General features: G+C 49.7%; 27 protein-coding genes. 13 read left to right on the top strand and 14 right to left on the bottom strand.

Going from position 1 to position 26,170, the window contains the following annotated elements; genetic code table 11:
* Both AC4GL5_RS11865 and AC4GL5_RS11860 read right to left on the bottom strand, forming a co-directional pair.
* Positions 1 to 1,401, bottom strand: coding sequence for a PepSY-associated TM helix domain-containing protein (locus AC4GL5_RS11865; protein ID WP_490382996.1), 1,401 nt, complete (start codon positions 1,399 to 1,401; stop codon positions 1 to 3).
* A 229-nt stretch (positions 1,402 to 1,630) separates the two neighbouring features.
* Positions 1,631 to 2,512, bottom strand: a complete 882-nt coding sequence (locus tag AC4GL5_RS11860) for a DMT family transporter (protein WP_490382995.1) — start codon at positions 2,510 to 2,512, stop codon at positions 1,631 to 1,633.
* A gap of 190 nt (positions 2,513 to 2,702) precedes the next feature.
* Between AC4GL5_RS11860 and AC4GL5_RS11855 the strand changes: the two genes are divergently transcribed.
* From AC4GL5_RS11855 to AC4GL5_RS11835, 5 genes are all read left to right on the top strand, one after another.
* A complete protein-coding gene (locus tag AC4GL5_RS11855; RefSeq protein ID WP_490382994.1) occupies positions 2,703 to 3,437 on the top strand; it encodes an EAL domain-containing protein in 735 nt (244 codons plus the stop codon).
* 209 nt (positions 3,438 to 3,646) lie between these two features.
* Entirely contained in the window at positions 3,647 to 4,888 is a 1,242-nt protein-coding gene (locus AC4GL5_RS11850) for a mechanosensitive ion channel family protein (protein WP_490382993.1), read from the top strand.
* Between the two features lie 272 nt (positions 4,889 to 5,160).
* On the top strand, positions 5,161 to 7,209 hold the full coding sequence (locus AC4GL5_RS11845) for an ABC transporter substrate-binding protein (protein ID WP_490382992.1): 2,049 nt from the start codon (positions 5,161 to 5,163) through the stop codon (positions 7,207 to 7,209).
* Positions 7,210 to 7,518: 309 nt separating this feature from the next.
* Positions 7,519 to 9,150: a methyl-accepting chemotaxis protein gene (locus AC4GL5_RS11840; RefSeq protein WP_490382991.1), complete on the top strand. Its 1,632-nt coding sequence runs from the start codon at positions 7,519 to 7,521 to the stop codon at positions 9,148 to 9,150.
* Between the two features lie 186 nt (positions 9,151 to 9,336).
* Positions 9,337 to 9,558 carry a hypothetical protein gene (locus AC4GL5_RS11835; RefSeq protein ID WP_490382990.1) on the top strand — a complete coding sequence of 74 codons (222 nt, stop codon included), beginning with the start codon at positions 9,337 to 9,339 and terminating at the stop codon, positions 9,556 to 9,558.
* 112 nt (positions 9,559 to 9,670) lie between these two features.
* On the opposite strand, the gene gcvA is transcribed toward AC4GL5_RS11835, so the two are convergent.
* Entirely contained in the window at positions 9,671 to 10,558 is an 888-nt protein-coding gene (gene gcvA / locus AC4GL5_RS11830) for a transcriptional regulator GcvA (RefSeq protein WP_490383015.1), read from the bottom strand.
* A gap of 201 nt (positions 10,559 to 10,759) precedes the next feature.
* Between gcvA and AC4GL5_RS11825 the strand changes: the two genes are divergently transcribed.
* Positions 10,760 to 10,945 (top strand): RSP_7527 family protein, encoded by a 186-nt coding sequence (locus AC4GL5_RS11825; RefSeq protein WP_490382989.1) that lies wholly within the window; start codon positions 10,760 to 10,762, stop codon positions 10,943 to 10,945.
* Positions 10,946 to 11,195: 250 nt separating this feature from the next.
* On the opposite strand, the gene AC4GL5_RS11820 is transcribed toward AC4GL5_RS11825, so the two are convergent.
* From AC4GL5_RS11820 to AC4GL5_RS11810, 3 genes are all read right to left on the bottom strand, one after another.
* A complete protein-coding gene (locus tag AC4GL5_RS11820; protein WP_490382988.1) occupies positions 11,196 to 11,630 on the bottom strand; it encodes a YqaA family protein in 435 nt (144 codons plus the stop codon).
* A complete protein-coding gene (locus AC4GL5_RS11815) occupies positions 11,630 to 12,664 on the bottom strand; it encodes a ribonuclease Z (RefSeq protein ID WP_490382987.1) in 1,035 nt (344 codons plus the stop codon). Before AC4GL5_RS11815 ends, AC4GL5_RS11820 begins: the two co-directional genes overlap by 1 nt.
* 104 nt (positions 12,665 to 12,768) lie before the next feature.
* A complete protein-coding gene (locus tag AC4GL5_RS11810) occupies positions 12,769 to 15,747 on the bottom strand; it encodes an EAL domain-containing protein (protein ID WP_490382986.1) in 2,979 nt (992 codons plus the stop codon).
* A 230-nt stretch (positions 15,748 to 15,977) separates the two neighbouring features.
* Between AC4GL5_RS11810 and AC4GL5_RS11805 the strand changes: the two genes are divergently transcribed.
* A complete protein-coding gene (locus AC4GL5_RS11805; RefSeq protein ID WP_490382985.1) occupies positions 15,978 to 17,378 on the top strand; it encodes a DEAD/DEAH box helicase in 1,401 nt (466 codons plus the stop codon).
* Between the two features lie 77 nt (positions 17,379 to 17,455).
* Here AC4GL5_RS11805 and AC4GL5_RS11800 read toward each other — a convergent pair whose 3' ends face one another.
* A complete protein-coding gene (locus tag AC4GL5_RS11800; protein WP_490382984.1) occupies positions 17,456 to 18,115 on the bottom strand; it encodes a DUF2959 domain-containing protein in 660 nt (219 codons plus the stop codon).
* Between the two features lie 161 nt (positions 18,116 to 18,276).
* Between AC4GL5_RS11800 and AC4GL5_RS11795 the strand changes: the two genes are divergently transcribed.
* The 3 genes from AC4GL5_RS11795 (at position 18,277) to AC4GL5_RS11785 (ending at position 20,612) form a co-directional block, all read left to right on the top strand.
* On the top strand, positions 18,277 to 18,558 hold the full coding sequence (locus tag AC4GL5_RS11795; protein WP_490382983.1) for an HlyU family transcriptional regulator: 282 nt from the start codon (positions 18,277 to 18,279) through the stop codon (positions 18,556 to 18,558).
* Between the two features lie 203 nt (positions 18,559 to 18,761).
* The gene (locus tag AC4GL5_RS11790) at positions 18,762 to 19,043 is read left to right on the top strand and encodes a hypothetical protein (RefSeq protein WP_490382982.1); all 282 of its coding nucleotides are present in this window, start codon (positions 18,762 to 18,764) and stop codon (positions 19,041 to 19,043) included.
* 36 nt (positions 19,044 to 19,079) lie between these two features.
* Positions 19,080 to 20,612 carry an FTR1 family protein gene (locus tag AC4GL5_RS11785; RefSeq protein WP_490382981.1) on the top strand — a complete coding sequence of 511 codons (1,533 nt, stop codon included), beginning with the start codon at positions 19,080 to 19,082 and terminating at the stop codon, positions 20,610 to 20,612.
* A gap of 134 nt (positions 20,613 to 20,746) precedes the next feature.
* Here the strand turns inward: AC4GL5_RS11785 and AC4GL5_RS11780 are convergent, their stop codons facing one another.
* A complete protein-coding gene (locus AC4GL5_RS11780; protein ID WP_490382980.1) occupies positions 20,747 to 21,169 on the bottom strand; it encodes a YccF domain-containing protein in 423 nt (140 codons plus the stop codon).
* Positions 21,170 to 21,351: 182 nt separating this feature from the next.
* Between AC4GL5_RS11780 and pyrC the strand changes: the two genes are divergently transcribed.
* On the top strand, positions 21,352 to 22,386 hold the full coding sequence (gene pyrC / locus AC4GL5_RS11775) for a dihydroorotase (protein WP_490382979.1): 1,035 nt from the start codon (positions 21,352 to 21,354) through the stop codon (positions 22,384 to 22,386).
* Positions 22,387 to 22,473: 87 nt separating this feature from the next.
* On the opposite strand, the gene AC4GL5_RS11770 is transcribed toward pyrC, so the two are convergent.
* From AC4GL5_RS11770 to AC4GL5_RS11750, 5 genes are all read right to left on the bottom strand, one after another.
* Positions 22,474 to 23,037: a hypothetical protein gene (locus AC4GL5_RS11770; RefSeq protein ID WP_490382978.1), complete on the bottom strand. Its 564-nt coding sequence runs from the start codon at positions 23,035 to 23,037 to the stop codon at positions 22,474 to 22,476.
* Positions 23,034 to 23,444, bottom strand: a complete 411-nt coding sequence (locus tag AC4GL5_RS11765; protein ID WP_490382977.1) for a hypothetical protein — start codon at positions 23,442 to 23,444, stop codon at positions 23,034 to 23,036. Before AC4GL5_RS11765 ends, AC4GL5_RS11770 begins: the two co-directional genes overlap by 4 nt.
* A gap of 53 nt (positions 23,445 to 23,497) precedes the next feature.
* Positions 23,498 to 24,019 (bottom strand): hypothetical protein, encoded by a 522-nt coding sequence (locus AC4GL5_RS11760; protein ID WP_490382976.1) that lies wholly within the window; start codon positions 24,017 to 24,019, stop codon positions 23,498 to 23,500.
* A gap of 83 nt (positions 24,020 to 24,102) precedes the next feature.
* Positions 24,103 to 24,348: a DUF2164 domain-containing protein gene (locus AC4GL5_RS11755; protein ID WP_490382975.1), complete on the bottom strand. Its 246-nt coding sequence runs from the start codon at positions 24,346 to 24,348 to the stop codon at positions 24,103 to 24,105.
* 23 nt (positions 24,349 to 24,371) lie between these two features.
* Positions 24,372 to 24,665 carry a HigA family addiction module antitoxin gene (locus AC4GL5_RS11750; RefSeq protein ID WP_490382974.1) on the bottom strand — a complete coding sequence of 98 codons (294 nt, stop codon included), beginning with the start codon at positions 24,663 to 24,665 and terminating at the stop codon, positions 24,372 to 24,374.
* A gap of 173 nt (positions 24,666 to 24,838) precedes the next feature.
* On the opposite strand from AC4GL5_RS11750, the gene AC4GL5_RS11745 reads away from it, so the two are divergent.
* A complete protein-coding gene (locus AC4GL5_RS11745; RefSeq protein ID WP_490382973.1) occupies positions 24,839 to 25,081 on the top strand; it encodes a type II toxin-antitoxin system ParD family antitoxin in 243 nt (80 codons plus the stop codon).
* Positions 25,078 to 25,377, top strand: a complete 300-nt coding sequence (locus tag AC4GL5_RS11740; protein WP_490382972.1) for a type II toxin-antitoxin system RelE/ParE family toxin — start codon at positions 25,078 to 25,080, stop codon at positions 25,375 to 25,377. Before AC4GL5_RS11745 ends, AC4GL5_RS11740 begins: the two co-directional genes overlap by 4 nt.
* Before the next feature lie 69 nt (positions 25,378 to 25,446).
* Here AC4GL5_RS11740 and AC4GL5_RS11735 read toward each other — a convergent pair whose 3' ends face one another.
* Positions 25,447 to 26,046 (bottom strand): hypothetical protein, encoded by a 600-nt coding sequence (locus tag AC4GL5_RS11735; RefSeq protein ID WP_490382971.1) that lies wholly within the window; start codon positions 26,044 to 26,046, stop codon positions 25,447 to 25,449.
* Positions 26,047 to 26,170 lie beyond the last annotated feature (124 nt).

Genomic DNA, 26,170 nt, shown 5'->3' with positions numbered 1-26,170 from the left:
CTAAGAAGCCGAAGCGCTTTTGTTCACCAGGGTCAGCAACCAGAAAGCCAGTAAGGTGACTCCTAACAGCGGCACAAATAGCCCGCAGATAATAGGGATCAGCACCAACGCTCCGCGCTTCTTACCGGATGAAGGAGCCCCCAGGCGAAACTTGCTGTTTGCTGGCTTACGCAGCCACCACATCAAAACACCCGCAACACTGACAAAGATAATACCGAGGCACAGCAAAACATTGATTACCAGATTACTCTTACCCCACAACCCCATATGCAGAGGGATACCAATAGCCATCGCCTTGGAAAACAGACTGTAATCCTCGTAGCCCACATCACCCAGCACCTTACCGGTATATTGATCGATATGCAGAGCTCTGTCGGCGTATGGGTCCGTAATATCACCGCTCATCGTTGCAGCAATCGCGGTATAACCCCCCTCAGGGGTCGTTGGCAGATTCAGACGAAAACGTGTCATGCCATTGTCCTGAGCATATCGGATAACACTATCAGCATTCACAGGGGTATCCTGAGGAATACCCGGTTTTCCGGCCATCGAACCTGATGCGGGCATAAGCGTCTGCTCAAGGTTCCAGGGAACCTGCTCTTCAACACCGGGATTCAGTGACGCATGGCGCTGATCCGACAACGGAATACCGGAGAAAACACCATCAGGAAAACTGTTCCAGGCCTGAACCATTTTAGCCCCCCAGATACCGGTCCAGGAGAGACCCGATACAACAAACAGCCCCAGAACAATCGTCAGATAAAAACCCGATAACGTATGCCATTCACGCAGCGACATACGCCCTTTAAGCGTTGAATTCGGTTTAAGCAAATAACCGGGCTGGCGCTTTCGGCGTGCCCACCACATCATCGATCCCGTTGCCAACAAAATAAGAGTCAGTGCCGCTGCAAGCTCTATCAGTCCATCCCCAAATGCTCCCAACAACAGCGTACCGTGGATATCATCTGCCAGCGCATAAAGCGTTGCGTCCTTATTAACAGAGCCCAGTATCTCGCCGCGGTAGGGATCAACAAAGACCTGCTGGTTTTCACCGGATAACTTAACCAGAATACGGACGGAATCAGTCGCATCGACAGGTAACAACAGCTGCTTTACCACACCATCCGGATAAGCCTGTTGCACCAGATCCAGCTGTTGTTGCCAGCTGATCCTGGCCTGATTTTCGGTGGGCGATACCCTGATCAGGTCTGAGTAAAACAAGGGTTCAATAACGGGCTTGTAGAGCATCATGATAATGCCCGTGAGACTCAGGACCAGCATAAAGGGGACGACATACAAACCCGCTAACAGGTGCCAGCGCCAAAGACGATTATAGGAGGATTTTGACTGAGCAACACCGGTATTCGCATCCGGTTCCGGTATTCTGGAAAGGGTATTCATCTGATCTTCCACATCAAATTAAAGGATGCGGAGAATTTATCAGAGAGCTACGCCAGGCATGCGCGGTCAAATGTCGCATTCGGAGTATTATCCGCGCGGCAAAAAGACGCAGATAACTTACTAATTTAAAAGAATAAAATATAATATTTAACAATAACAACTACAAAAATGGCTCCGGAAGGAGCCATTTTTTCTTAAGAGCTGACCGCGAAAAAAACCGCCGATCAAATCAGGCCTTCACCGCCTTATCATCAAAGTGAAACCACTTGTTCCAATGAGCGTTAACCCACAGCGAAAGCGCAATAATAACGCCACCAATCGCCAGACGAGTCAGGTCAACATCACGATTCCAGATCAGAATATTTACCACCAAACCGGCAGGCACCAACGCATTATTCATAATCCCCAGAGTACCCGCATCGACAAGACAGGCCCCTTTATTCCAGAGGTAGAAACCCAGCCCGGAAGCAGCCAGACCTAACCAAACCAGTACCCCCCACTGCAGCGGAGTTGAAGGTAGTTTTTCCGGGTTACCCAACACCAGGAATGAGGGCAGCGCCACCAGCAAAGCCCCCAGGAAGAAGTAACCGAAAAAGCGCCACGCCGGCAGATCAATCGTATGCCGCTTAATCAGGTTTGCGTAGCCCACCTGCCCCGCAGCAAAGGCGATATTCGCCACCTGAAGCAGTAAAAAGCCGGTAATAAAGTCATCACTCAGATCCTGATAACGGATCACAGCTGCACCGACTACCGCAATAGCGGTCGCTACCAAAGGTGCCAGTGTAAAGCGCTTGTTCAGCACATCATCAATCAAAGTGACATACAGCGGTGTAAAGATGGTAAACAGCAGAACCTCAGGCACCGAAAGGTAAAGGAATGACTGATACAGGCAGACGTAGGTGATCCCAAACTGCAGACTACCAACCAGCACAATACCGCCTTTCAGAGAGCCCGGCAGGCCTTTCCAGCGCGTAAACGGCAGGAAGATCAGACCTGCCAAAACGATGCGGGTCAGTACCGCAAAATAACTGTCGACCTGCCCCGCCAGATAGACACCGATCAGACTGAAGGACACAGCCCAAAGCAAGGTAACAAAAACAAGATAGCGCACAGCTTTACCCTTTTTGTGAAGTTAATTCAGACCCTTGAGAGTCAAAGCCGCATTCTACTCAATACGCCCCGGTCAACCAAGAAAAACAAACATAGTTTACAGGGATTAATGAGAATCAGTATCAATAATTGACATCACCAGGTCCCTCTACAATAATGAGAATAGTTATCATAAATAGAGTAACCAACTAATGTTTAAAGAGATTTTTTCCGGAATTGACAACTTCACTCTGTACGACATCATCCAGAATCGTCGCTTTGGTGTCGAATATCAGCCGATCATTGATCTTAAATCCGGTGAAATTATGGCTTGGGAGGGGCTGGCACGCTTTTATAATCAGGATGGTGATGCGATCCGGCCTGATCTGATTTTTGAGGCACTGCACGCCGATGAGCTAAGCCTGTTTAACGTGGAATACCAGATGAAATGGCTGCAACTCACCTCAGCGCCTGACAGTAGCAATCTATTTCTGAATATCGATCCCCATGCTTTCGCGCTGTTTGGCAACGATGATCGCAATCCTCTGCTGGAATTACTCAGAGGAAAAAGTCATCTGGTGGTCGAGATCATCGAAAACACCGATGCTAACGATGCCGTCTACAGTAGCGGCATGGGTAAGGCCTATCGGGATCACGGTCTCAAAATCGCACTGGATGACATTGGTGCGCCAAACAGCATGCTCTCGTTCGATATCTTGTTGGAGGTCGATTACCTGAAGCTGGATCGCTCCTGGATTAAAAATCAGAAAAAACAGCATTATGAGCAGTTACTGCATGCGCTTTGCCATTTTGCCCGTGCCAGTGGAAAGAAGCTTGTCCTCGAAGGTGTTGAAAGTGAAAACGATCTGATGTTTGCGCAATACCTTGGGGTCGATTACGTGCAGGGCTTTCACTATCGACCGCTTTTCCGGACAGAAAAGCACTAATTCCTCATTAAGACACTCATGCCTCAAAGAACACGAACCTCTCTAAAGACACTAACCCATCTGGAGATCTGGCGACTAAATCACCAGCCTCCCCGCTTCTGACTTTACCCCCCACCAAGGCTGTGTTTTTATTAGCGCCCTGAGCCCGAGAGTTGATCTTCTCGGGCCGGAATCACTGTAACAGCACTTACATACTCTTAGGTCAGACCATGAATCAGGATGCGATACCCCAACAGGATTTCCTTGAAACCGAATTGATCAACCAGGCTAGCCAGGTTCTTAATGCAGAAACCTGGGTGATCCAGATCTTTGTAGTGCTTTTATTGACAGGTCTGGTCAATATTGTGCAGATCCGGTTACTCAAAAAACTGCACGAAGTTGCGAACAAAACCCGCACCCCCTGGGATGAGGCCTTTATATACGCCATTCAACGGCCTCTGACCCTGATTCTCTGGATACTGGGGGTCAGCTTCAGCTGCCGGATCATCGGAGAGGAAACAGGAAGCACAATCTTTGATGCCGTTCCGGCTATCCGGGATGTTCTCGTTATCGCCATGATCGCCATGGCACTGACCCGTCTGATTAAACGGGCAGAACATAACCTGATTGAAGCGAAAGCCCGTCAAGGCAAGCCTTACGACAGGACTACACTGGATGCTGTTGCCAAGCTGCTTCGGCTCACCGTGTTTATTACCTCTGCCCTAGTGGCTCTGCAAACACTCGGGTTCAGTGTCTCCGGGGTGCTTGCCTTTGGGGGGATCGGTGGCATGGCGGTCGGTTTTGCGGCCAAAGATATGCTGGCTAATTTCTTTGGCGGACTGACCATTTATATGGATCGCCCCTTCTCTGAGGGTGATTGGATTCGATCGCCCGACCGAAGTATTGAAGGTGTGGTAGAACGAATCGGCTGGCGCCAGACAGTAATCCGAACCTTTGATAAGCGCCCACTTTATGTACCCAACGCCAGTTTTTCTTCTATCGCTGTCGAGAACCCATCCCGGATGCACAATCGTCGAATCTATGAAACCATTGGCATCCGCTACGACGATGCGGACAAAATGCGTGAAATTACAGAAGAAGTCCGCTATATGCTGCGCTCACACCCGGAGATCGACCAGGATCAAACCCTGATCGTTAATTTTAACCAGTTTGCCAGCTCATCACTGGACTTCTTTATCTACTGCTTTACCAAAACAACAGACTGGATCGCCTATCATCAGATCAAAGAAGACGTGATGCTGAAAGTCTTAGATGTCGTATTGTCTAAGGGTGCAGAATGCGCCTTCCCGACGTCTACCATACATATGGCTCAGGGCCACTCGGATATGCCCCCGCTCAATCAGCAGACACTATCCGGTGAAAAATCACACTCCGGCGAAAAATTGCAGCAGCCTCAATCGGATCAGCCTAAAGTGGCGGCCTCTTCACCGATAGAAAGCGATTCCCAGTAAGCCGCTACATCAGATGCCGACCCCATAGCGCTCGGCATCTGATTATCTTTTCTTTTTTAAGACCTCTTCAGATCAATGGTCTCCTCCACACTGCAAGCTGTGGGTCATTTCTGAACGATTTGGCGTTCACCCGATCGACCAGCATCAATAGAGTGTCAATACCGCACCCAGAGGTTATATCTGGTGTTTTTTATCTGCTATATTGCTAAGCAATATGCCTCTGCTTCAAAACCTGATTCTGATCATCAGGTTCGTTAAAGGATTTATAACGCATGTATCGTGCTGTTGGATCGTTCAGTCTCTCTCTGTTCTTTTGTCTGGTTTCTGTTTTCGCTCCGGTAGTCACCGGTCACGCACAAGCTTTAGCCGCTGAAAAAGTTGTCTTACAGCTACCCTGGACTCATCAATTTGAATTTGCGGGTTTCTATGCCGCTAAAGAAAAAGGTTTTTACGCACATGAGGGGCTCGAGGTTGAAATTCGTCCCGGCAGTCCCACTGAAACGTCACTGAAAGAGGTCCTGAATGGCAACGCTGATTTCGGAGTAACAGGTTCGGAATTACTGCTGGCCCGAACCAGCGGACAACCCGTTGTGGCTATGGGGGTCATTTTTCAGCATTCAGCCTCAGGCATGGTCACTCTTAGCGATAACGGAATTTACACCCCTCAGGACTTTATTGGCCGTCGGCTTGAAATGGGCAACCTGACAAATGACGCAGAAACCCACGCGATGCTTCAGGCTGAAGGCATCACCCCGAGACAGTACGAACAGGTACCTTCAACCTTTTCGATGCAAAAGCTACTGAACAAAGACGTCAGTGCCGTTTCTGTATTTGTCACGAATCAGCCTTTCTATCTGGAACAACAGAATATCCCTTATCGCCTTATCCTGCCGCGCTCTTACGGCATAGACTTCTACGGGGATACCCTCTTCTCCCATGAAAAAGTCCTGGAGGAGAAACCGGAACTGGCTAAGGCGTTTTATCGGGCCACACTCAGAGGCTGGCGCTACGCCTTTGACCGGCCCAGTGAAGTCATCGATATTATCCTGGAAAAGTACAGTGACTTTCCCTTTGCCCACAGCCGCAAACATCTGGAATTTGAGCACAACAGGATGCAAAAGCTGATTCTGCCAGACCTTGTAGAGCTGGGGCATATGAATATCAGCCGCTGGCGCCATATGGCCAACACCTTTGTCTCTCTGGGCCTGCTGCAACCGGATTACAGCCTGGAAGGTTTCATATGGACGCCCGAAGAAAACAAACCCTACCTTGAAAATGCCCGACTTCAGATTATTAGCGTAATCATTTTGTGTGCACTGGTCATGGCCTTGCTACTGTTTGCCTTTAATCGTCGCCTGCAGGATCAGGTTCGGCAAAACCAGAAACTGACTGACGAGAAAGAAGAACTGCATCAAAAAGAAGCCCTGACACTTTGGGGTGGCGATCTGGGCTACTGGCGCTGGAACCGGACGCTTAACGCCCTCTATCTTGATGAACAAAGTGCCATTTTTCTGGGCGGTGAACACGAATCCCGTCTGTTCAGACTTCAGGAAGTTCAGGCCGATGAATCCTTGCTCTCGGTTCGGCACTTCTTTTCCTGCTTTAGTGATGATATCCGCAAGCAAAAAGGGCGTTTCGAGTTAGAAGCTGAGCTGGTCGATAATGAAAGCCAGACCCGCCTGATTCGCTGCCGGGGAGAAGTCCTGGAATTTATGAGCGATGGCACCGTCAATCTCAGTCATGGCGTTCTTCAGGACATCACAGAAAACCAGAAAATACGCCGTCAGGTTGAACAGCTCACCATTACAGATGCTATGACAGGCGTACTAAACCGTCGTTACTTTATGAGCCGACTCAGCGCTTTTATGCAACGGGTAAAATTTGGCGAAGGCGACTTCTGTGTCGCCTTGATCGATATCGACCGAATGGAAGTCATCAACACTGAATACGGCGAACATACCGGTGATTACGTCATCGAAACCCTATCCGATATTATTCAGCAACAGGTCAGGCCGATGGATCTGGTGGCCCGCTATGCCGGTAAGAATTTTGCGGTTCTCCTGCCTAATACCAGCCTGGAAGACGCTCAGGTTTCCTGTGACCGAATCCGGAACCATATCGCCCACCACAGATTTGATACAGGTAACCACAGTTTCTTTGCCACCGTGACCATAGGTGTCGTGGAAACAAAAGAGTTCTCTACAGCTGAATTGAACAGTAAGCAGCTTCTGCATGTGGTTGAAGACCGGGTTAAGACCGGCAAAGAAAAGGGCCGCAATGTCCTCATCACCCGGTTGAATCAAACTTCGACCCGCATCTGATTTAATCAGAAAAATCAAAGAGATCCACCCCATCAGGAAGAGCAAAAAGCAGAACGCGTTTCTGCTCTTCTTCGTCTTTGCCGGTTTTGCCCGCCCGAAATAGCCCTTAATTACTCAAGCACCCTATGATGCTTAATTAATAGACACAACCTATCTTAAAGATAGCTTCTGACTACTTCTAATCGCTTTTGACATGAATCAAAATAGGCTCCGGAATACACGACTTAGGTATAAGTCTATCCCTGCATCACCTTTTTTAACTCTCCGGACCTTTTTTGTGCTCGCCCGGATCATATTGGAAGCTGGCTCATGTTAAATAACACCTCGATACCCCGCGCCCTCCAGCTGGTTTTTGGAGCTGCAATAACCGCCATTATTGCGCTCAGTATCCACCTGCTACTGACAATCAACGGAATACAAAATCAGTTTGTGACCGTGGTTGACCGCAACGTCAGCCTGCTAAGTACCGTATCCGACCTGCGTTACTACACCGTCACCTATCGCCGTTTTGCACTTGATTACGGCCTGACCAATGACAGCGCAGAACATCAGAAAATTCTTGAAACTATCCGCTACAACGATGAAAAAGTGGCTGTCGCGATGGAAAACATGGAGCGTCTGGCAGATACCCCTCAAATCAAGGCGGATATTGCTGACTACCAGCAACGCATCGCCGGGTATCGTCAAATGCAGGAAAACTATATCAGCCTGATTGATCATGGCCGTATCGACATGGCTCGCAAAGAGATGCTGGGTCCCATGTTAGCGCCATTCAACGCCATTGTTGACCTGCTGAGCGACCTCCAAAAAGATCTGGAAGAAGAAGCGATTGCCATTAAATTAGCAGAAGCTGAAAAGATCACGGGACTGATCCAGTTGACAGCTGTCGTAGTGGCCCTCATCACTCTGTTTCTGATCATCATGAGTATTATGATTTCCCGGAAGATGACTCGTCCGTTGGATCATCTGATTGATCAGATGCAGGCTGTTGGCCAGGGCAACCTGAGTCAACGTTTGGATATGTCGCATTTCCATAACGATGAGTTAGGCACAGCCGCCCGCTATTTTGACCAGATGCAAACCGGCCTGACCACCCTGGCAACCGAGATCAACGATAGCGTCAAAACTCTGGAAGCAACCAGCCATACTCTGCGAGATCGCGTTAACGAGACCACTCAGAACCTGGATACCCAACGTAGCGAGATCTCTCAGATTGCCGCAGCGACAGAGCAGATGCAGGCCGGATTCAGCGAAGTTGTACAACATACACTGGATGCCTCAGAGCAAAGTAATCAGGCAAAATCTGAAGCAGAAGAGAGTCAGGACAATATCCAATTGTCTGTCGATCAGAGCGAAGCACTGGCTGCCGCACTCAGTCAAACAGCAGACGTTGTCCTGCGTTTACAGAAAGACAGTCACAGTATTAGCGTCATCTCTGAAGTCATTGGCAACATCACAGAACAAACCAATCTGCTGGCCCTCAACGCGGCTATTGAAGCAGCCCGCGCCGGAGAAGCAGGCCGTGGATTTGCCGTCGTCGCTGACGAGGTGCGCCAGCTGGCACAAAAAACGCAGACCTCTCTGGGTGAGATCAGCGAAATCATAGGTTCCCTGCAGAAGCATGCCAGCGAAGCCGCAGAGATGATGGCTAACAGTGAAGACCAGATGCAGACAGGCCTTGAGCGTATTCGGAATGCCGGTGAATCATTCGGACATATCTTAACCGCATCCGAACAGATTGCGGCCATGAGCACTCAGATCGCTACGGCAACAGAAGAGCAAACGGCTGTAGCCCGTGATCTGAGCGAAAGCGTCAGCGCTATCCATCAGGCTTCAGATCGTATTGCAGAGGGGGCACTGGAAACCCAGTCCGCCTCAGATGATCTGAGCCAGGAAAGCGAGCATCTCAAAGCATTGGCAAGCCGCTTCAAACTCCGTTAAGTCTTTGCGGGTGGCACTATCGCCCGCATCGGCTGGCAATACGCTTAAACGACAGAATTATCTTTTAACGGAAAAAGATCATCCTTTGCTATCCTGATAATTTGCGTTAGAGTGCCCTGCCTGCTGGCAGAGGCACCTTAATTGACGCGCCAGCCTTAAAAAAACCGACAACCAATCAGGAGTGCTATGAGCATTCAGGAAATTGCTGTTTCTAACAGCCAGAAGAAAAAGATTCAGAAAGCGATCAACGACGACAGTGTTTTAATCGTTGATGACAATGGTGACCTGGCCGTACAGGCGATCACCTATGAAGTATTTAAACAAAAAACCCGCACGACACCGCTTGAAGATATTCTGGGAGAAGATGCACTCGATGCTGACGCAGAATATTACGTCATGAGCTGCTAAACCCTCTGTCGGCGATACAAAGCCCCTGATAGCCATTACCCGGCTTATTCAGGGGCTTTTTACTTTGTAGCGCGCATAAATTGAGCGCCCCTTAATCAGCTGCCAGGCGGCACTAATCATCCTGCATCTCTTCAATCATCCAGTCTTTGAACACCTTCATGCCATAAGACAGCGGTCTTTGTTTCTGATAGACCAGATAAAAAGATTTATGGGTATCCAGCTTGATATCAAAAGGCATGATCAGTTTGCCCTCTCTGATCTCACGGGAGGTCAAAGTGCTGTCCGCCAGCGCAACGCCAAGCCCTTCCTGAGCCGCCCCCGTTGCCAGTTGACTGCTGGACAGCTGAAGGCCACGACTAAACCCCTTGTATTCGACGCCCGCTAACTGAAGCCACTCTGGCCATTCATGCACCCGCTTACCGACATGGATCAGGGTGTGGTGGCGCAGATCAGCCGGTTCATTCAGTGCGTGCCGCCCTTCCAGCAGCGATGGGCTACACACAGGTACCAAAAGCACATTACGCAAAAAATGCACTTCAATATCGTGCCAATCACCATGACCGTAGTACACAGCCATATCCGTGTTTTGTTTATTAAAATCGATCAAACCCGAGGAGGCACTAATCTGTAACTCCACATCAGGAAACAGTGCCTGAAAACGGTTCATTCTCGGCATCAGCCATCGGATCAGAAAGTTAGGTGCCACACTGATGGTCACCACATCCCGTTCAGGGTTCGATGTGAGACGATAAGTGGCCGCCTCAATTTCGTCCAAAGCTCCCCGAACCGACTGCAGGTACTGAGCCCCAGCAGCCGTCAGCTCTACCTTTCGCTTATTTCGGCGAAACAGGCTAAGCCCAAGATAGCTTTCCAGACTTTTAATCTGATGGCTTACGGCAGAGGCCGTAATAAATAATTCTTCGGCAGCCTGAGCAAAACTCTCATTACGGGCAGCGGCTTCAAACACGCGCAAAGCATTCATTGGAGGTAAGCGTCTGATAAATCACCTCTTTTTCCGGCAGAATAAAATGCTGACAATTGATTAGATTTTCTCATCAGTCAGATTAAAAAAGGTCGTTTGTGGAGTTTATACCAAAGTCTTAAGATACACCCACTTTAGTGAAACAGGGTAAGCGCAGTTCTAGTCTCGCTTCCATTATTGCTAAAGCTCTTCAATTATCTGACTGACAGGACTTTACTCATGGACAACCACTTCAAAAAAGACGCATTCGGCAATGTTGACATCGAATTCTACGTTGCAAAAGCAAAAGAAGAGCGTGATGAATACATCGCAGAATTTTTCACCAATCTGAAAGCAACTATCGCTTCTAAGCTAAGCGTTAAGCTGCCAAAAATCGGCCTGCACTTCGGTCGTCACGCTCACTGATTCTATTTCAATGCTCACTGCTTTCTATGGCAGAAAGTGAGCAAACAGAATTAAAGCATGTTTGGCAAAACCCTCTTCTCAGACAGCCTGTTAAGCCGCTGCAGCATGCCGCCTTAAAGGCCGGAAAATGTCTGAAAAGAAAAAGACGCCGTACCAAAACTCATAAGCTTTTCCCCTAACGGGGGCCTCCCCTTATTTGAGGTAGCGCTTGAATGAAGGTACTGCGGTTCGTGAATGTGCGTTGAGATGTTTACGTCATCGATTGCGTAAACCAGCCTGCCAGGTAAACCACTGCCAGATAGCGCAGAGTTTTGCCCGTAGCGACCAAGGCTAAAAAAGGCAAAAAACGCACTTTCATTATTCCCGCGATAAGCGTCAGAACATCCCCCACGATGGGCAGCCATGCCATCAGAAGACTCCAGACACCATAACGTTGGAATTTCACCTGCATTCGCTCAATCTGCTCCGCTTTAAAATAGAACCAGCGCTTATGCTGATATTTAAGCAGATACTTCCCCAGATACCAGTTCACAACCGCCCCCAACGTATTCCCCAGAGAAGCAACGGCCACCAGCAAAACCGGATCACGCCCCTGCTGCAGCAAAATAAACAGCCAGGCCTCTGAGTAAAACGGAAAGATGGTCGCTGCCATAAAGGCAGACAGAAAAAGAAATGCGACCTCCATTATTCAGCATCTCTTTTCTTATGATCACGACGTTTACTCTGGTGTTTATGATGATCCCGTTTCAGATTCTGCTGGTAATGCAGCAGTCCTTTTCGGTCCAGCGTATAGGTTTCAAAGTCATCCGCCAGAAACAAACGGCCGGTGAAGTGCAGCCGAGCCTCATGGCGGATCTCTTCAATGCTGCGATCCCGCTTTTTACGGGCTTCTTTCAGATAGCGGGGGCTGAAATGGGTCAGCACCAGGTTTTTCAAACCCACTTTGGTGGCAAAACGGGACACCATTTCAGACGATGAGTGCTGGGGTTCCGGCCCGACATGGTCCAGCACTTCCTGAGTGTAAGTCGATTCATGCACCAGAAGATCGGCATCGTGGCAGGCCTGCATTAAAAGATCCGGCGTATCGTTATCTCCGGCGATAACCGCTGAACGCGCTGGCCAGGAATCGAAGGTGTAGTCGCCACTTTTCAGTTCAGTACCATCCGGCAGAGTCACATCCTCTCCCGCCTGCAAACGGCCATAATGATCACCGGATGGGATTCCCTCAGTCTGCAAACGCTCAAGATTGAGCTTCTTCGGCACAGAGACCTCATCAAAGCGATACGCCCAGCTGGGAACACGATGACTCAACGGATGCGCCGTGATCCGAAAGCCTGCCAGAGTCAGGTCCAGAGCCTCTGTCACCGGAATAAACTCCAGAGGAAAGGTTATATAAAGATCGGTCAGCTCTATCACCGCCTGCAGATAACGCCAGACCGGCTCCGGAGCCACCAGTGTCAGAGGCTCTGTCCGACCGTTCAGCTGACAGGAAGCCAACAGCCCCGGCAAACCGTAGCAATGGTCACCATGCTTATGGGTGATCAGTACGACAGCAAGTTTTTGCGGTGATAACGGCGTGTACAACAGCTGATGCTGAGTGGCTTCGCCACAATCCACCAAAGCCCATTGTTTGCTTTTTTCCGGATGAATGGCAGTAGCACTGACATTTCGATGACGGGAAGGTGCACCGGATGAGGTGCCTAAAAAGGTAATCTGCACGGGTTGCTCAATAAAATCTGGTGACAATTAAAAAGGTAACGATCAGAGCGCGGTTCAGAGCCAAAATCAGGATAAAACGGCGCGACAATCAAAAAGAAGCCAGTCTAACCTGAGGTTTTATCCTGCACCAGATAATCACGATCCAGCATGGCACTAATATCGGAAAAGCTTTCCGCCTTGCTGTACAACCAGCCCTGCAGCAGATCACACTGGCAATCCATCAGAATCTGCTCCTGCTCGGCGGTTTCAACCCCTTCGGCAACCACAATCATGCCTAACTCATGAGCCATGGCGATCGTCGCGGCCACCAGCTTGCGGTCTGAGGCTTCGGTTGGCAGATCCGTGATAAATTCACGATCAATTTTAATCGTATCGAATTTATAGGTGCGCAGGTAACTCATGGAGGAGTAACCGGTGCCAAAATCATCCATCGCCAGAAGCGATCCCATCTCCTCAATCTGCCGCAGTTTCTCTTTAACCGACTCGGTATCCGAGAGTAAGACCCCTTCGGTTATCTCAAACTCGATCAGATGGGGCGGCAGGGATTTCTCGGCAACCAGATGCTTAATCAGAGGGATAAGTTCATCATTTAGGAACTGCACCGGCGACAGGTTCACCGCCATAATAAAATCGACACCGTAACGCTGATGCCACTGAGCCAGCGCCGTTAACGATTGTTCCAGCACAAAACGGCCGATGGGCAGTATCAGGCCATTCTTTTCGACCAGCGGAATAAACTCTGCGGGAGACACAGCCCCCAGTACGGGGTTGTTCCAACGGATCAGCGCTTCAAAACTGACGATTTTGCGATTTCTGGCATCCAGTTTCGGCTGATAGAATACCTCAAGCTCGTTATTCGCCAGCGCGGAATGGATATAGCGCTCCAGTTCCAGCTTGCGGGAGATCTCCCGATCGATCCTACCGGCAAAAAAGGCATAACGGCTCTGCTGATCTTTTTTGATATAGCGGGATGCTGAATCAGCGTATTTGAGCAACGAATCGGCACTGTCACTGTCATTGGGATACAGCGCGATGCCCATACTGATGGATAAGGCGATATTCAGATTCTTAATGGCCAGTGGTTCTTCACTCAGGCTTACCAGCTGCTCTGCCAGAAATGCGATATCGGAATCATCGGTAAACTGGCTGTACACCACCAGAAACTGATTTCCTCCGATACGCCCGAGCGTATGGTTCGTATCAAGCGCTGACTGCAGCCGTCCGGCGTATGTTTTAAGCACTTCATCTCCGGTCTGGTAGCCATAAACCTCATTGATCCGTTTAAAGTCATCAATATCGATGGAGATAATGGCAACCTTATCTGAGCCATTGCGGGCAAGATTCAGTTGCTGCTTCAACCGGTCCAGCACCAGAAAGCGGTTCGGCAAACCGGTGAGAAGATCATAGTTCGAGGTGTAATTTAGTTCGGCGGTGCGCTGTCGTACTTTGCGTTTCAGGGTGATATTCCAAGTCAGTACAATCATCACGACCACGGAGAACAGACCCACAATCAGAGCCAGCAGGGTGTAATCCATCTGCGGCTCGTACTTCAGTGTCAACCACTTCTCAGAAATTTTCTTACGTTGGCGCGGGCCGATAGAGTCCAGGCCCTTCTGCAGAATAGAGGTCAGCTCCGGCCAGTCTTTGCGCACGGCAAAATGCAGGCTGTTCACTTCCGTAGAAATCGGGGCGGCAATTTTCAGATTGGTCAGATTCAGCTTACGAATCCAATAGGTTATGGCGGCGACATTACCCACCATCGCATCAACCTCACCACCGGAAACCGCCATCAGCGACTTTTTCAGGCTCGGATACAGCACTGGCTGAACCACGGTATTTTCCAGCAGAAAACCGTGGTGCGAACTGTTTTGCTGCACCCCGATCGAATAGTCCTCAAGATCTGACAAACCGGCAATAAAAGAGGCTTTATTGCGCATCACAATCACACGATGAAAGCTCAGGTACTCGTCGGTATAACTGAGATAGCGCTGACGCTCAACCGTCACCCCCACCGCTGGCAAAACGTCAATTTCACGTTTTTTCGCTTTCTCGATCACCTCCCTCCACGTCAGGTCGGGAACCAGTGTCATATTAAGCCCCAAACGCTGATTCAACAGCCGGATATAATCTGAGGTGATCCCCTGATACTCGCCTTTGTCCATAAACTCAAAGGGGGCAAACTCAGGATCAATCCCCAAACGAATTTCAGGGTGCCGTTCTATCCAGGCCCGCTCCGCATCGGTCAGATTGATCTCAACCAGTTCATCGATATGATCCATCGGCAGCCATTTTTCCCTCAGTTTCTGAAGCCGCGACTCAGGTATGGTCTTCAGTGCTTTATCAAGTATGGCGGCCAGCTCCGGCCAGTCCTTACGGACGCCGAAACTTTCAAAAGAGCTGTTTTTATCATACACCGAGGCGTACTTAAGGTTGGTCAGTAAATATTTGTTGCGGTAATAGTGCCCGGCACTGAGAAAGGTAATGGTGGCATCGGCTTTACCCGTTGAGACTGCATTAAGGGCGTCTAGGATCGTATCAACATAAAGCGGTTTGATTGAGGGATAATCGTTAAGCGCCTGAGTGGCATACTGATAGCTCTTCACCATAGCGACCGTTTTACCCCTGATATCTGCCCGGCGGTTGATGCGGGTATCATCGGAACGGGTAATCACCACAAGGGATTTAAAAATATAGGGGTTAGAGAAATCGAACCACTGCTTGCGCTCTTCACGTTCAACCAGGGTGGCGATCATGTCGACATCTTTGTCCTGAGCCGCCTGATAAAGCGCTTTCCAACCGTGCTGAGGATGAATGTTAAAGCGAATACCGGTTTTCTGGCTGATCAGGCGTATGAGGTCGATTGAAAATCCCTCGAGTTCACCATCATCATTGATAAAACTGTAGGGAGGAAAAAAACCATCGTAGGCGATGGTCACTTCCGGATGCGCCGCCAACCACTGCTGCTCATCATTGGTCAGAACCATGGAGCGATTATTGTCCACCAACTGTGCTGCCCTGACAGTGTTCAATACCAACAGCATGCACAGCAACGGCAAGATAAACCGAAAGAGCAGCGTTCTCATCGCATTTCCTTTTGGTGATCGCTGTTTAGATTTCTGCTCAAAGAGTACCGAACCGATAAAAAATAGTCATCAAGTATCAATAGGAGATGACCGAGTATCGAATTGCTCCTATCATCTGAAGGCTGCGCCAGAAAATATCGCTTTAAAGCAGAATTTGCTATAATTCGCCTTCTGAAAATACGCCCTTAAAATCTGCCGGGCCGCCCCTTCTTTATCTATCTGAGATCACCATGCCGTTTGCCAAACTAGAATTAAACGAATCACTTGTTAAAGCGATTAGCCAACTGGGTTACACCACCCCAACCCCGATTCAGCAGCAGGCGATTCCTCAGGTTATAGCAGGAAAAGATCTGATCGCCGCAGCGCAAACCGGCACCGGTAAAACCGCAGCCTTTGTCCTGCCGATTCTGCAACAGATCGATCCGGATAAATCCGTGCGCGCCAAACGTATTCAGGCGCTGATTCTGGTGCCGACACGGGAACTGGCGGTTCAGGTTGAAGCCAGTATTCAGCAGTACGCAAAGCATCTGGATGTTCGCTCAATGGCGATGTTCGGTGGCAGCAAAATTGCCGATCAGAAACAGGCACTGATCGAGGGTGTCGATATTCTGGTAGCCACCCCCGGCCGTCTGATCGATATGCTCTATCAACGCGCCCTGCAGCTGGATGAGCTGGATTATTTTGTGCTGGATGAAGCGGATCGTATGCTGGATATGGGCTTTATCGGCGATATCAACAAGGTGATCGAACGCCTGCCGGAGCGCCGCCAGAATCTGTTGTTCTCCGCGACCCTGTCTGATGATGTGCGCCAGCTGGCACGAACCGCACTGCACAATCCCGTTGAGATCCGGATCGAAAATAGCGCTGATGCACAGCCAAAAATCGAACAGTGGATTATCACCGTTGATAAAGACACCAAATCCGCGCTGTTAAGCCACCTGATCACCGAAAACAACTGGGATCAGGCGCTGATCTTTATCCGTACCAAACACGGTGCCGCGAAACTGGCTGGCCAGCTGGAAAAGCGCGGTATTCCTGCCGACACCATCCACAGTGGCCGCAGCCAGAATGAACGTACCCGGGTGCTGAATGCCTTCAAATCCGGCGAACTGAAATATCTGGTCACCACGGATGTGACCGCCCGTGGTATCGACATCGACCAGCTCAGCCGTGTGGTCAACTACGATCTGCCACAGGAATCTCAGGATTATGTGCACCGTATTGGTCGTACCGGTCGTGCCGGGGCCGCCGGTGAGGCGATCTCTCTGGTCTCGAAAGATGATTTCAAAAACCTGATCGCCATTGAAAGCCGCATCAACCAGCTGCTGGAACGCCGGGTGGTGGAAGGCTTTGAACCACGCAAAGAAGTGCCGATCACCAAGCTCAACTTTGTACCGAAAAGCGGTAAGGTGGTGGCCGGTAGCGATGAAGCCGATCGCCCGCGATTTAAACGCAAAGCACCGGAAGATGGCAAACCCGCCCAAACCGGCAGCTACCGTAAACCAGACTCACGAAAGCCAAAACCCGGCGGCAATGCCAAGCAGGGTCAGGCACCACAACGCCACCGCGATGGTGAAGTTCGGAGTTCCGGCAACCAACCGGTTGATCCGTGGGCTAAATTCAGAAAGTAGTTCAGGCAATGCATAGCCAGGACCAAAAAGGCAGCCTTAACTGGCTGCCTTTTTTGGGTTCATCACTCTTAAGCCAATCAGCCCTGTTTCATATCAGCAATAAAGCGATCTGACTCCTGAATCGCAGTGGTCATCTCTTTGATCATCAGATCCACATCCTGACGGATACCCTCCAGCTCACCCTTGAGTGCGCCAATCGCCCGGGCATTCAGATTGTGTTTCAGAAACAACACATTATCCTGCAATGCAGACAGCACCGGCTGCATGCGGGCTTCGGCGCGCTTCATCGCCCGGATCAGGCTTTTGTAACGGCTTCTGGTCTGATTCAGCTGACGCTCACTCTGACGACGCAAGCTGGTACTAGTGTAAAGATTCAGCTCTTCTTCCCACTCCGCGAACAGAGCTTCAGCTACATCTTCAACCTTCTCAATACGGCCACTAACCTCTTCTGCCGCCGCTTCACTATCCTCATATTCAGCGTTTAAACGATTATAAAGCTCTTCCAGCTCGCCACCGTTAAAGCTGACGACGGCCCGATACTGTTCCAGTGCCGATGCAAACTGCTCCTGAGCCTCCTGCTGAGACTCTTTCGCGTTATCTACCCGATCTACCAGAATATCCCGCTTATGCACGCCCACTTGCTCCATGGCAGAGTAATAAGTACTTTGGCAGGCAGAAAGCAGAGGTAAAGCCCCGGCCAGTAATATGACGTTAAGCGCAGTTCGGATACGTTTCATGGCAATTCTCTATTCAGTTGCAATCTTGCTATTTTGTCAGCCAGGAAGCCCTTTGTTAAGCAAAAGGCTTCTGAATCAGTATGTTATTTCACTTGTGAGTGATGACTGGGATACACTCTCCGGTAATTCAACTTGATTTGCTTAACTCGAAAAGGTCACTTATGAGTCTTTTTTCCTCTTTGAAGTCCCTGTTTTCCACGGGTGAGAAACAACCTGAAACACCTAAGGAGCAACCCTCTGAAACCTATGGTGATTACGTTATCACTCCGGCCTCCGTCCATGAAGAGCATGGCTTCCGCATCAATGGCACCATCCGCAAAGGTGAACAGGTGCACACCTTTATCCGCGCGGATACCCTGCCATCAGCTGACGAATGTGCTAAAGAGATGATTCGCAAGGCTAAACAGATGATCGACCAGCAAGGTGATCGAATTTTTGACTAAAACCTCATCCAATCGGAACACTTTCCCACAGCAAGGATGCTGTATTTATTCAGACCTGCCCCCCCTTCCGTTCACCTTGATTTAACGATTCAAATTCAAACCGTTTTTAATTTAAGAGCATCGATAACCTCTTTTTTTAGAAGGGCTTTTGTTACAATATAAGAATCAAATCAATAATGATTCTCATATAACTGAGGAAAACAATGAAGACGTGGCTGCTTCCCCTCCTTTTCACGCTTACCGTTACTCATAATGCGGTTGCATCAGACAAGCTGATTCAGCTGGTTGAATATATTGGCGCGGACTATAGTGCCGCTGTTGATCAGGGCCGGATTATCAGTGCGGATGAGTATGCGGAGATGAGCGAATTCTCCGAACTTATTATCACTGAGGCAAAACGCTATGATAATGAAGCTCTCAACCAACAAAGCCAGCAACTGGCCAATCAGGTGGAAGCCAAAGCTGATCCGCAACAGATTCGTTAAACGACAGCAGCCTTACGCCAGCGCATCTTCCAACTGATGCCACAGGTTGAACTGCCCGCTTCACCACCCTCGTTAAACCATGGTCGCCAGCTTTATCGTGAAAACTGTACTCAGTGTCATGGCGCTCAGGGCTTTGGTGATGGCGAGCTGGCCAAAAATCTGACACCCGTGCCAACGAACTTTCATGACAGCGAACGCTACCAGTCCCGCAGCCTGTTTGGTCTGTTTAACACCATCAGCCACGGTGTTGATGCCACAGGTATGCAAAGCTACGGCCAACTCCCCTTGCAGGACCGCTGGGATCTTGCGTTTTACGTAGGATCACTCGCGACCCAGCCGGTGAACAATAGCTTCTCGGATGAACTGCTGCAGCCCCACCAGATCAAACGCCTGATCACATCAACCCCGCAAGATCTGCAAAACAGCATGGGTACACTGGGCAGCAATTGGATGATGTTTTTCCGCCAACATCCCGATGCGATTTTTTCCGCCCGCGCATCGTCTCCCTTGGATATCGCACAGAACTACCTGACCAGTGTCACCCGTCATCTTGATGACAGAACCACAGCCCATACTCTGGCTGTATCTGCCTACCTGGAAGGTTTTGAACTGGTCGAACAACAGCTGGATACCGTGGATAAGCCACTACGCCTTGAGATTGAGAAACAGATGATCAGCCTGCGCAGCCAACTGAAAGGCGATACGTCTGATGCTGAGATTCGCACTCAGGTAGACAGCCTAAACACCTTGATTGATCAGGCCAAAGGTATTCTGAGCAGTACTCAGCTATCACCCGCTGCCGTCTTTACCCTCAGTTTACTGATTATTCTGCGGGAAGGCCTTGAGGCTCTATTGGTCGTTGCTGCCATCATGGCCGTTGCCAACAAGACCGGTCAAAAAGGTCTGCGCCGGGCCGTTCATGGCGGCTGGATCGGCGCGCTGGTTCTGGGAGGCGTCACCTGGTTTATCGCCAGTTCGATGATCGATATATCAGGGGCCAGCCGGGAGGTCACAGAAGGCAGCACCGCACTTATCGCGGCAGGGATTCTCTTCTATATGGGCTTCTGGATGCACAGTAAAACCAATGCGAATCAGTGGCAGAAGTTTATCGAAGCGAAAGTGGGCAAAGCCTTGTCCGGATCAACCCGTTGGGCTCTGGTGTCACTGGTCTTTCTGGCAGTGTATCGTGAAGTGTTCGAGACGATACTCTTCTATCAATCCCTCTGGTTACAGGGTGGCAGCCTCGCATCCCTACACTTCGGCTCAGGGCTCGCTGCCGGTATCATCATTTTAATGGTGGCAGGTTTTGCCCTGCTGAAGCTCAGTGCCCGCCTGCCACTGAAATGGTTCTTTGGTGGCACCGCTATCTTTATGCTGGTGCTGGCTATCGTTATGGCAGGTAAAGGCATGGCTGCCCTGCATGAAGCCGGCATCTTCCATTCCGGTGTTCTGGCACTGCCCGAAGTCGACCTGCTGGGTATCTATCCGATCTGGCAAAGCCTGCTGCTTCAGGCAGTTTTAGCGGGCATCGCAGCTTTTTACCTGTTTAAGCCAAAAAATAACGGCTAGCCCAAAACAACTGGCCATTGGTACAAAAGCCCGATGGGTAAATGCTCCATCGGGCTTTTTCGCAAAAACATTCAGGGTTCAGAATTGCCGGGCGGGCAGATTACAAGCTCACGCGATTGGATAGCGGCTTATCTCTAACGGCGAAATGCGGCTTCAGCCACCTGATTGCTCACCACCGTCTGTCCAACAGGCGCAAAGGAAACCACAGCCAGCTTCAGATGTTGAATCGCAAAGGGAATCCCGATAATAGTGATGGCGCAGGCCACAGCAGAGATCAGATGACCAATCGCCAGCCAGATGCCAGCGAACAGAATCCAGATGAGATTCCCCATCAACCCCAGAGAACCGGTGCCGATATCTTGGCGTCCGGTGAGTAACCTGCGACTGATCGTCTGTTTTCCAAAGGGCCAGAACGAGAACTGCCCCAATACAAAACAGGAACGCCCCCAGGGAATCCCCACCAACGTCAGAAAAGCCAGTACACCATAGGCCCACCATGCCACGCCCATGGCAAATCCACCCATCAAAAACCAGATAATATTCCCGATCAGACGCATAAAAACCCACCGTTTCAACTGGAGAAAATGCCACCAAGGCGATCAGCCACTTGTGACCTGATAAGCTCTAGAGCCGCATCGACAAGGGAAGTTCAACCGCCTGTAAATATCAATCAACGAACAGGTGTTATATCATAACGCCCATCCTATTCATCCTCTCAAGACCGAGTTGATAGACGCTTATGACTACTCTGACGATCCAAACCCCGGACGACTGGCACCTGCACCTGCGTGATGGCGATATGCTGCCGGAAACCGTACCCGCCACCGCCCGCTGCTTTAAGCGCGCTATTGTGATGCCGAATCTGGTGCCACCTGTAACCAATACCGAGATGGCACTGGCCTATCGTCAGCGTATCCTGGATGCCCGCCCGGCAGGCAATGCGTTTGAACCTCTGGTGACACTGTTCCTCACCAACAACACTTCAGCGCAGGATATTATCGACGCGAAAGCTGCTGGCATTGTTGCTGCCAAGCTGTATCCGGCTGGTGCAACCACTAACTCAGCTGCTGCAGTAAAACAGCTGGAAGCCATGTACCCGATCTTCGAAGTGATGCAGGAACAGGGCATGTTGCTGCTGGTTCACGGCGAAGTCACCGATCACCACATTGATATCTTTGATCGTGAAAAAGAGTTTATCGATCAGAAGATGGTGCACATCGTTAAGCACTTCCCGAACCTTAAAGTGGTATTTGAGCACATCACCACAGGTGACGCGGCTCAGTTTGTTCAGGATGCCGGTGACAATATCGCTGCTACTATCACTCCTCAGCACCTGCTGCTGAACCGTAACGATCTGCTGGTGGGCGGTGTGCGTCCGCACAACTTCTGTCTGCCGGTGCTGAAGCGCAACACCCATCAGGAAGCCCTGCGTGCCGTGGTTAAAACCGGTTCGCCGAAATTTTTCCTGGGTACGGACTCTGCGCCACACGCCAAAGAAGCGAAAGAAAACGCCTGTGGTTGCGCCGGTTGCTACAGCGCTTGGAGCGCCATTGAACTGTACGCCCATGTGTTCGAAGATCTGGGCGCGCTGGACAAGCTGGAAGGTTTCGCCAGCCACCACGGCCCGGATTTCTACGAACTGCCGCGTAACGAAGGCACCATCACTCTGGTGCGTGAAGACTGGACCATTCCGGATGAGATCGAACTGCCAAACGGCAAGCCGATTGTACCTTTCTTCGCAGGCCAACAGGTACACTGGAAACTGCAGGGTTAATCGGCTCTGAGGTTCCTTAGAATCCCTGATCATCACTTAATGGTCAGGGATTTTTTTTACCAACGTGTTATCCCACAAACAATCCGATTAACTCAGATCAACAACGATTCGGTCCATCGTCACTTTTTCGATTCTCTGCTCACGATTGTTCCAGAAAGCCAGTACATCATCTTTCGTGAACCCGTTTTCATCGGCCAGTGCCAAGCGCAGCGCCCATGCCAGCAGATGATTTGGGTTGAGCCAGAAATCATACAGATGGTACATGTGGTGATCGCATAAACGGACCTCACAACCGTTTTGCTGCGTCATCACAAACCAGTCACCCGCAGGATCAGTACCCAGTGAGAAAAAAGTGTCCTCTGACTCAAAATCATCCAGCTCAGCTTTAAAATCAAAGCCGATCATGTTCTGCCTGAAAGGCCAGATAAAAGGAAAAGCACCAACACGGTTCAGATTAATATAGTTTTCGAACCAAGCGTGCCAGTCCGCAGGCAGTACCTGTTTATAGTCAAATAAGGATTCCGGCTCAGACGTTAGCGCATCCACACATTCCAGCTCTTTCAGGCTTTGACACTCCAGAAGAAACTGACCGGGGAAATAATCATCACTAACCGGGTCGGTAATGAGCGTTAGCAACTCAGTTATGTTCATCGTGTTTTTCCATGTAAATAATGAAAGGACAGGGCGACAGAGATCCCCAGAGTCAACGCTACAATGCCCAGATAGGGCCAGGAAGGATAAGCAAACAGCGCCCCCGGCAAAGCGCCAATCAAAAAAGCAGACAGATAGTTATTCAGCCGAAACAGGCTCAAAAGTTTATATAGCAGCAAACCGTAAGTAGCCGCGATAACAAAGCAGACGATACTGGTGTAGGCCGTTATAACTACGGTCGACCGGATCAGTTCGTAAATATCCTCCCCCTTATCCGCCCCCTGCCATTGGAAATCGGTCAGGAAAATCACCAGATACAGCACCGGAGAAATAAGAAAACTGCAACCGAACACCGACTTCAACAAACATTCCAGCGTGCTCCTTGCCGGAGGTTCTTTCCCTGTCATGATTGATCCCTGTGACAAGTGATGGGTTGTATTGCAAAAGGTCTAGAAGGGTTTTAAGACAATTTTGCCAGTTCAGCATCCAGAAAGGAGCGTACAGGATTTCTACGGGTCATATTTTCGAAGAAAAGGGCTTCCACTTCTTTGGGCGCAAGGTGCTGGTCAAATACCTCGGCTACCGAAGACGCACCGGCTTCAACAGACACGGATGTTTTGCCGGGTTTACCGCTTTTGAGCGCCGCAAAGCCCGTGAAGGTGACAACCTGCTCAAGGGGATAAGCCGCCACCCGAACCGGATAGAAGAGCGTACCGTCAAGCTTCACCTTTTGCCCCAAAGAAAAACCAAAATGTTCCGCCATCAGTTTCCAGGCTTCAATCAGGTTCGGGCGAATAACAAAATTCAGCTCACGCAACCAGGTATGCAGAACCTCCAGATCCGGCGGATTATCGTAACCCGCCTCTGTCATATTCAGATAACACCCGGCAAAATGCGACACCAGCAGATCATACGAGTACTCTGCCCGCCCCAACGGTAACATCCGCCCCCGAGCCTCATTAAAAAGTGTCGTGTCTTTCATCGTCATAATCCTTGTTGTTATGTCACGGCTTAACCACTCCGCAAAGTGGTGGCCTGTCGCTATTCCCTATAGAAAAGCCGACATTAGGTCGTCGGCTTTTCCAGCTCGTGAATCTGATAGGTCAGTTCTTCGGCTTTTTCATTAAAAAGAGTCTGGGCGTCAGACAGCCCCTGATTGTAAAAGTGCGGCCCGATCTCCTTCGCGAAGAAATCGATCAGGAACTCGGCTTCAAAACCGCCAATATCCTGATCCAGTTCATCAGCAAAGTAATCTTTGATTTTGGCGACGATACGGGCGGTATCGTCTTTGGAGAGTTTTATATCGGTCATAAAGTTTGCTTGGTTTTGTCTGCTTAAGCAGACAGGAATTTCAGCGGTTGCAGCTCGGAAAGGTTGATTCGCTGTTCAGCCTGCCAGATTTCGTAGTTATCCTGCATCGCCAGCCAGCTTTGCGGGGTACGCCCCAACACCTTAGAGAGTCTCAGCGCCATTTCAGGAGAAACCGCGCTCTTACCCTTGATCACCCTGTTCAGGGTGGAAGCAGCAACACCCAGCTGCTCCGCCAGATAACGGCAACTGATGCCGTGGGGGTCCATGTAAATGGACTCGATAAACTCGCCTGGATGCGGTGGATTGTGCATAGACATCAATGATAATCCTCATAGTTAAGGATGTACGCATTGCCATCCCGAAACCTGCCAGTTTTCACTGACCGATGAAATGATAAAGGTTAGTTTAGGATGAAGCCATTATCATGCATTGCTCTAAGAGAAAGCTAATACCATAATTAGGTATATATAGGTATTTCGGAGCAAACAGCATGGCTAAAAACACCAGTATAACCTTGGGCGACCACTTCGAGGGGTTTATCTCTGAACAGGTTCAGAGTGGTCGGTATGGCTCGGCCAGTGAAGTGATCCGCTCTGCCCTACGCCTGCTGGAAAATCAGGAAGCCAAGATGGAAACCCTGCGACAGCTGCTGCAACAGGGCGAACAAAGCGGCGATGCAAATTATGACCTTGATAGCTTTATCAAAGAGCTGGATAGCGAAGAGCTTCGATGAAACCCTTCACGCTGACGGCCGCAGCAAAAACGGACTTACGGGAAATCGCCCTGTTTACCCAGCGCCGCTGGGGCAAAGAGCAACGGAATGCCTACCTGAAGCAGTTTGATGATTCATTCTGGTTGTTAGCGGAAAACCCGGATATTGGTAGAACCTGTGATGAGATCCGAGCGGGATATCGGAAATTCCCGCAGGGAAGTCATGTGATTTTTTACCAACAAACGGGCAGTCAACAGATCAGAGTTATCCGTATTCTTCATAAGAGTATGGATGTTAGCATGCAGGTAAGAACATAACGCCGCGCTCTGCGGCAAATTTTGGGCGTAGCGTAAAATTTGTCCGACAGCAGCGCCTTGTTAGAGCAATCACATTGGACTCTTAAACCGCGAGTGTGCATTTCTATATCTTGGCTCTTCTTGTTTAGGACTATAGGCTCTGGCTTCTTTGTCTTCAGCTACTCGACTACCTAAAATATCTCTGGCCTCACCAAGAGACCAAATCGTGGATAAATCTTGAGTAAGATTTCTGTAGACTGCACGGAACCCCCTGGGCTGCCGTAGATTATAAAAGAACTCAGGGACCTTAACTTTAAAGTTATATCCTGGGACTTTAGGAAGACTGTTCAGCGCCGCATATGTGTTGTATACATGCACTAGTTTAGTTACGGGAACACCTTGCCGAGTCTGGAGGCCATACTTGATACGTATATCATTAGAGGCTTTTCCGATGTCTTGAATGATGCCCGACACAGCCCTATTTGCATCTGCAATATCCTGTTCGTCAAATAGCCGACGCACTTCTCTCATTTTTTCTCGCGCTTCAACGAACTCTGGGTTGTTTCGAATGCTGTAAGCTGCCTGAACAATTTGAGCTGGATCACCAGTTTGCTTTGCTAGCCAAGCTGAAAAGACGGGAAGCTCAGTTGAGGTTGAAGTAGTCAATCCTCCATTATGTACATCTATCAAGTCTGTACTCAGCGAAGTGGAGAAATGTTCTACTATGTGTTTCGCATAATCAAAACCATAGTGGCAAGTCGGTAGTGTTCAAAATTCTGTGTCACCCCTATAGTTTACCCTCTACAGGGAGTGA

The sequence above is a fragment of the Oceanospirillum sp. genome (assembly GCF_982874595.1).
This window is presented reverse-complemented; position numbering and strand designations above follow the sequence as displayed.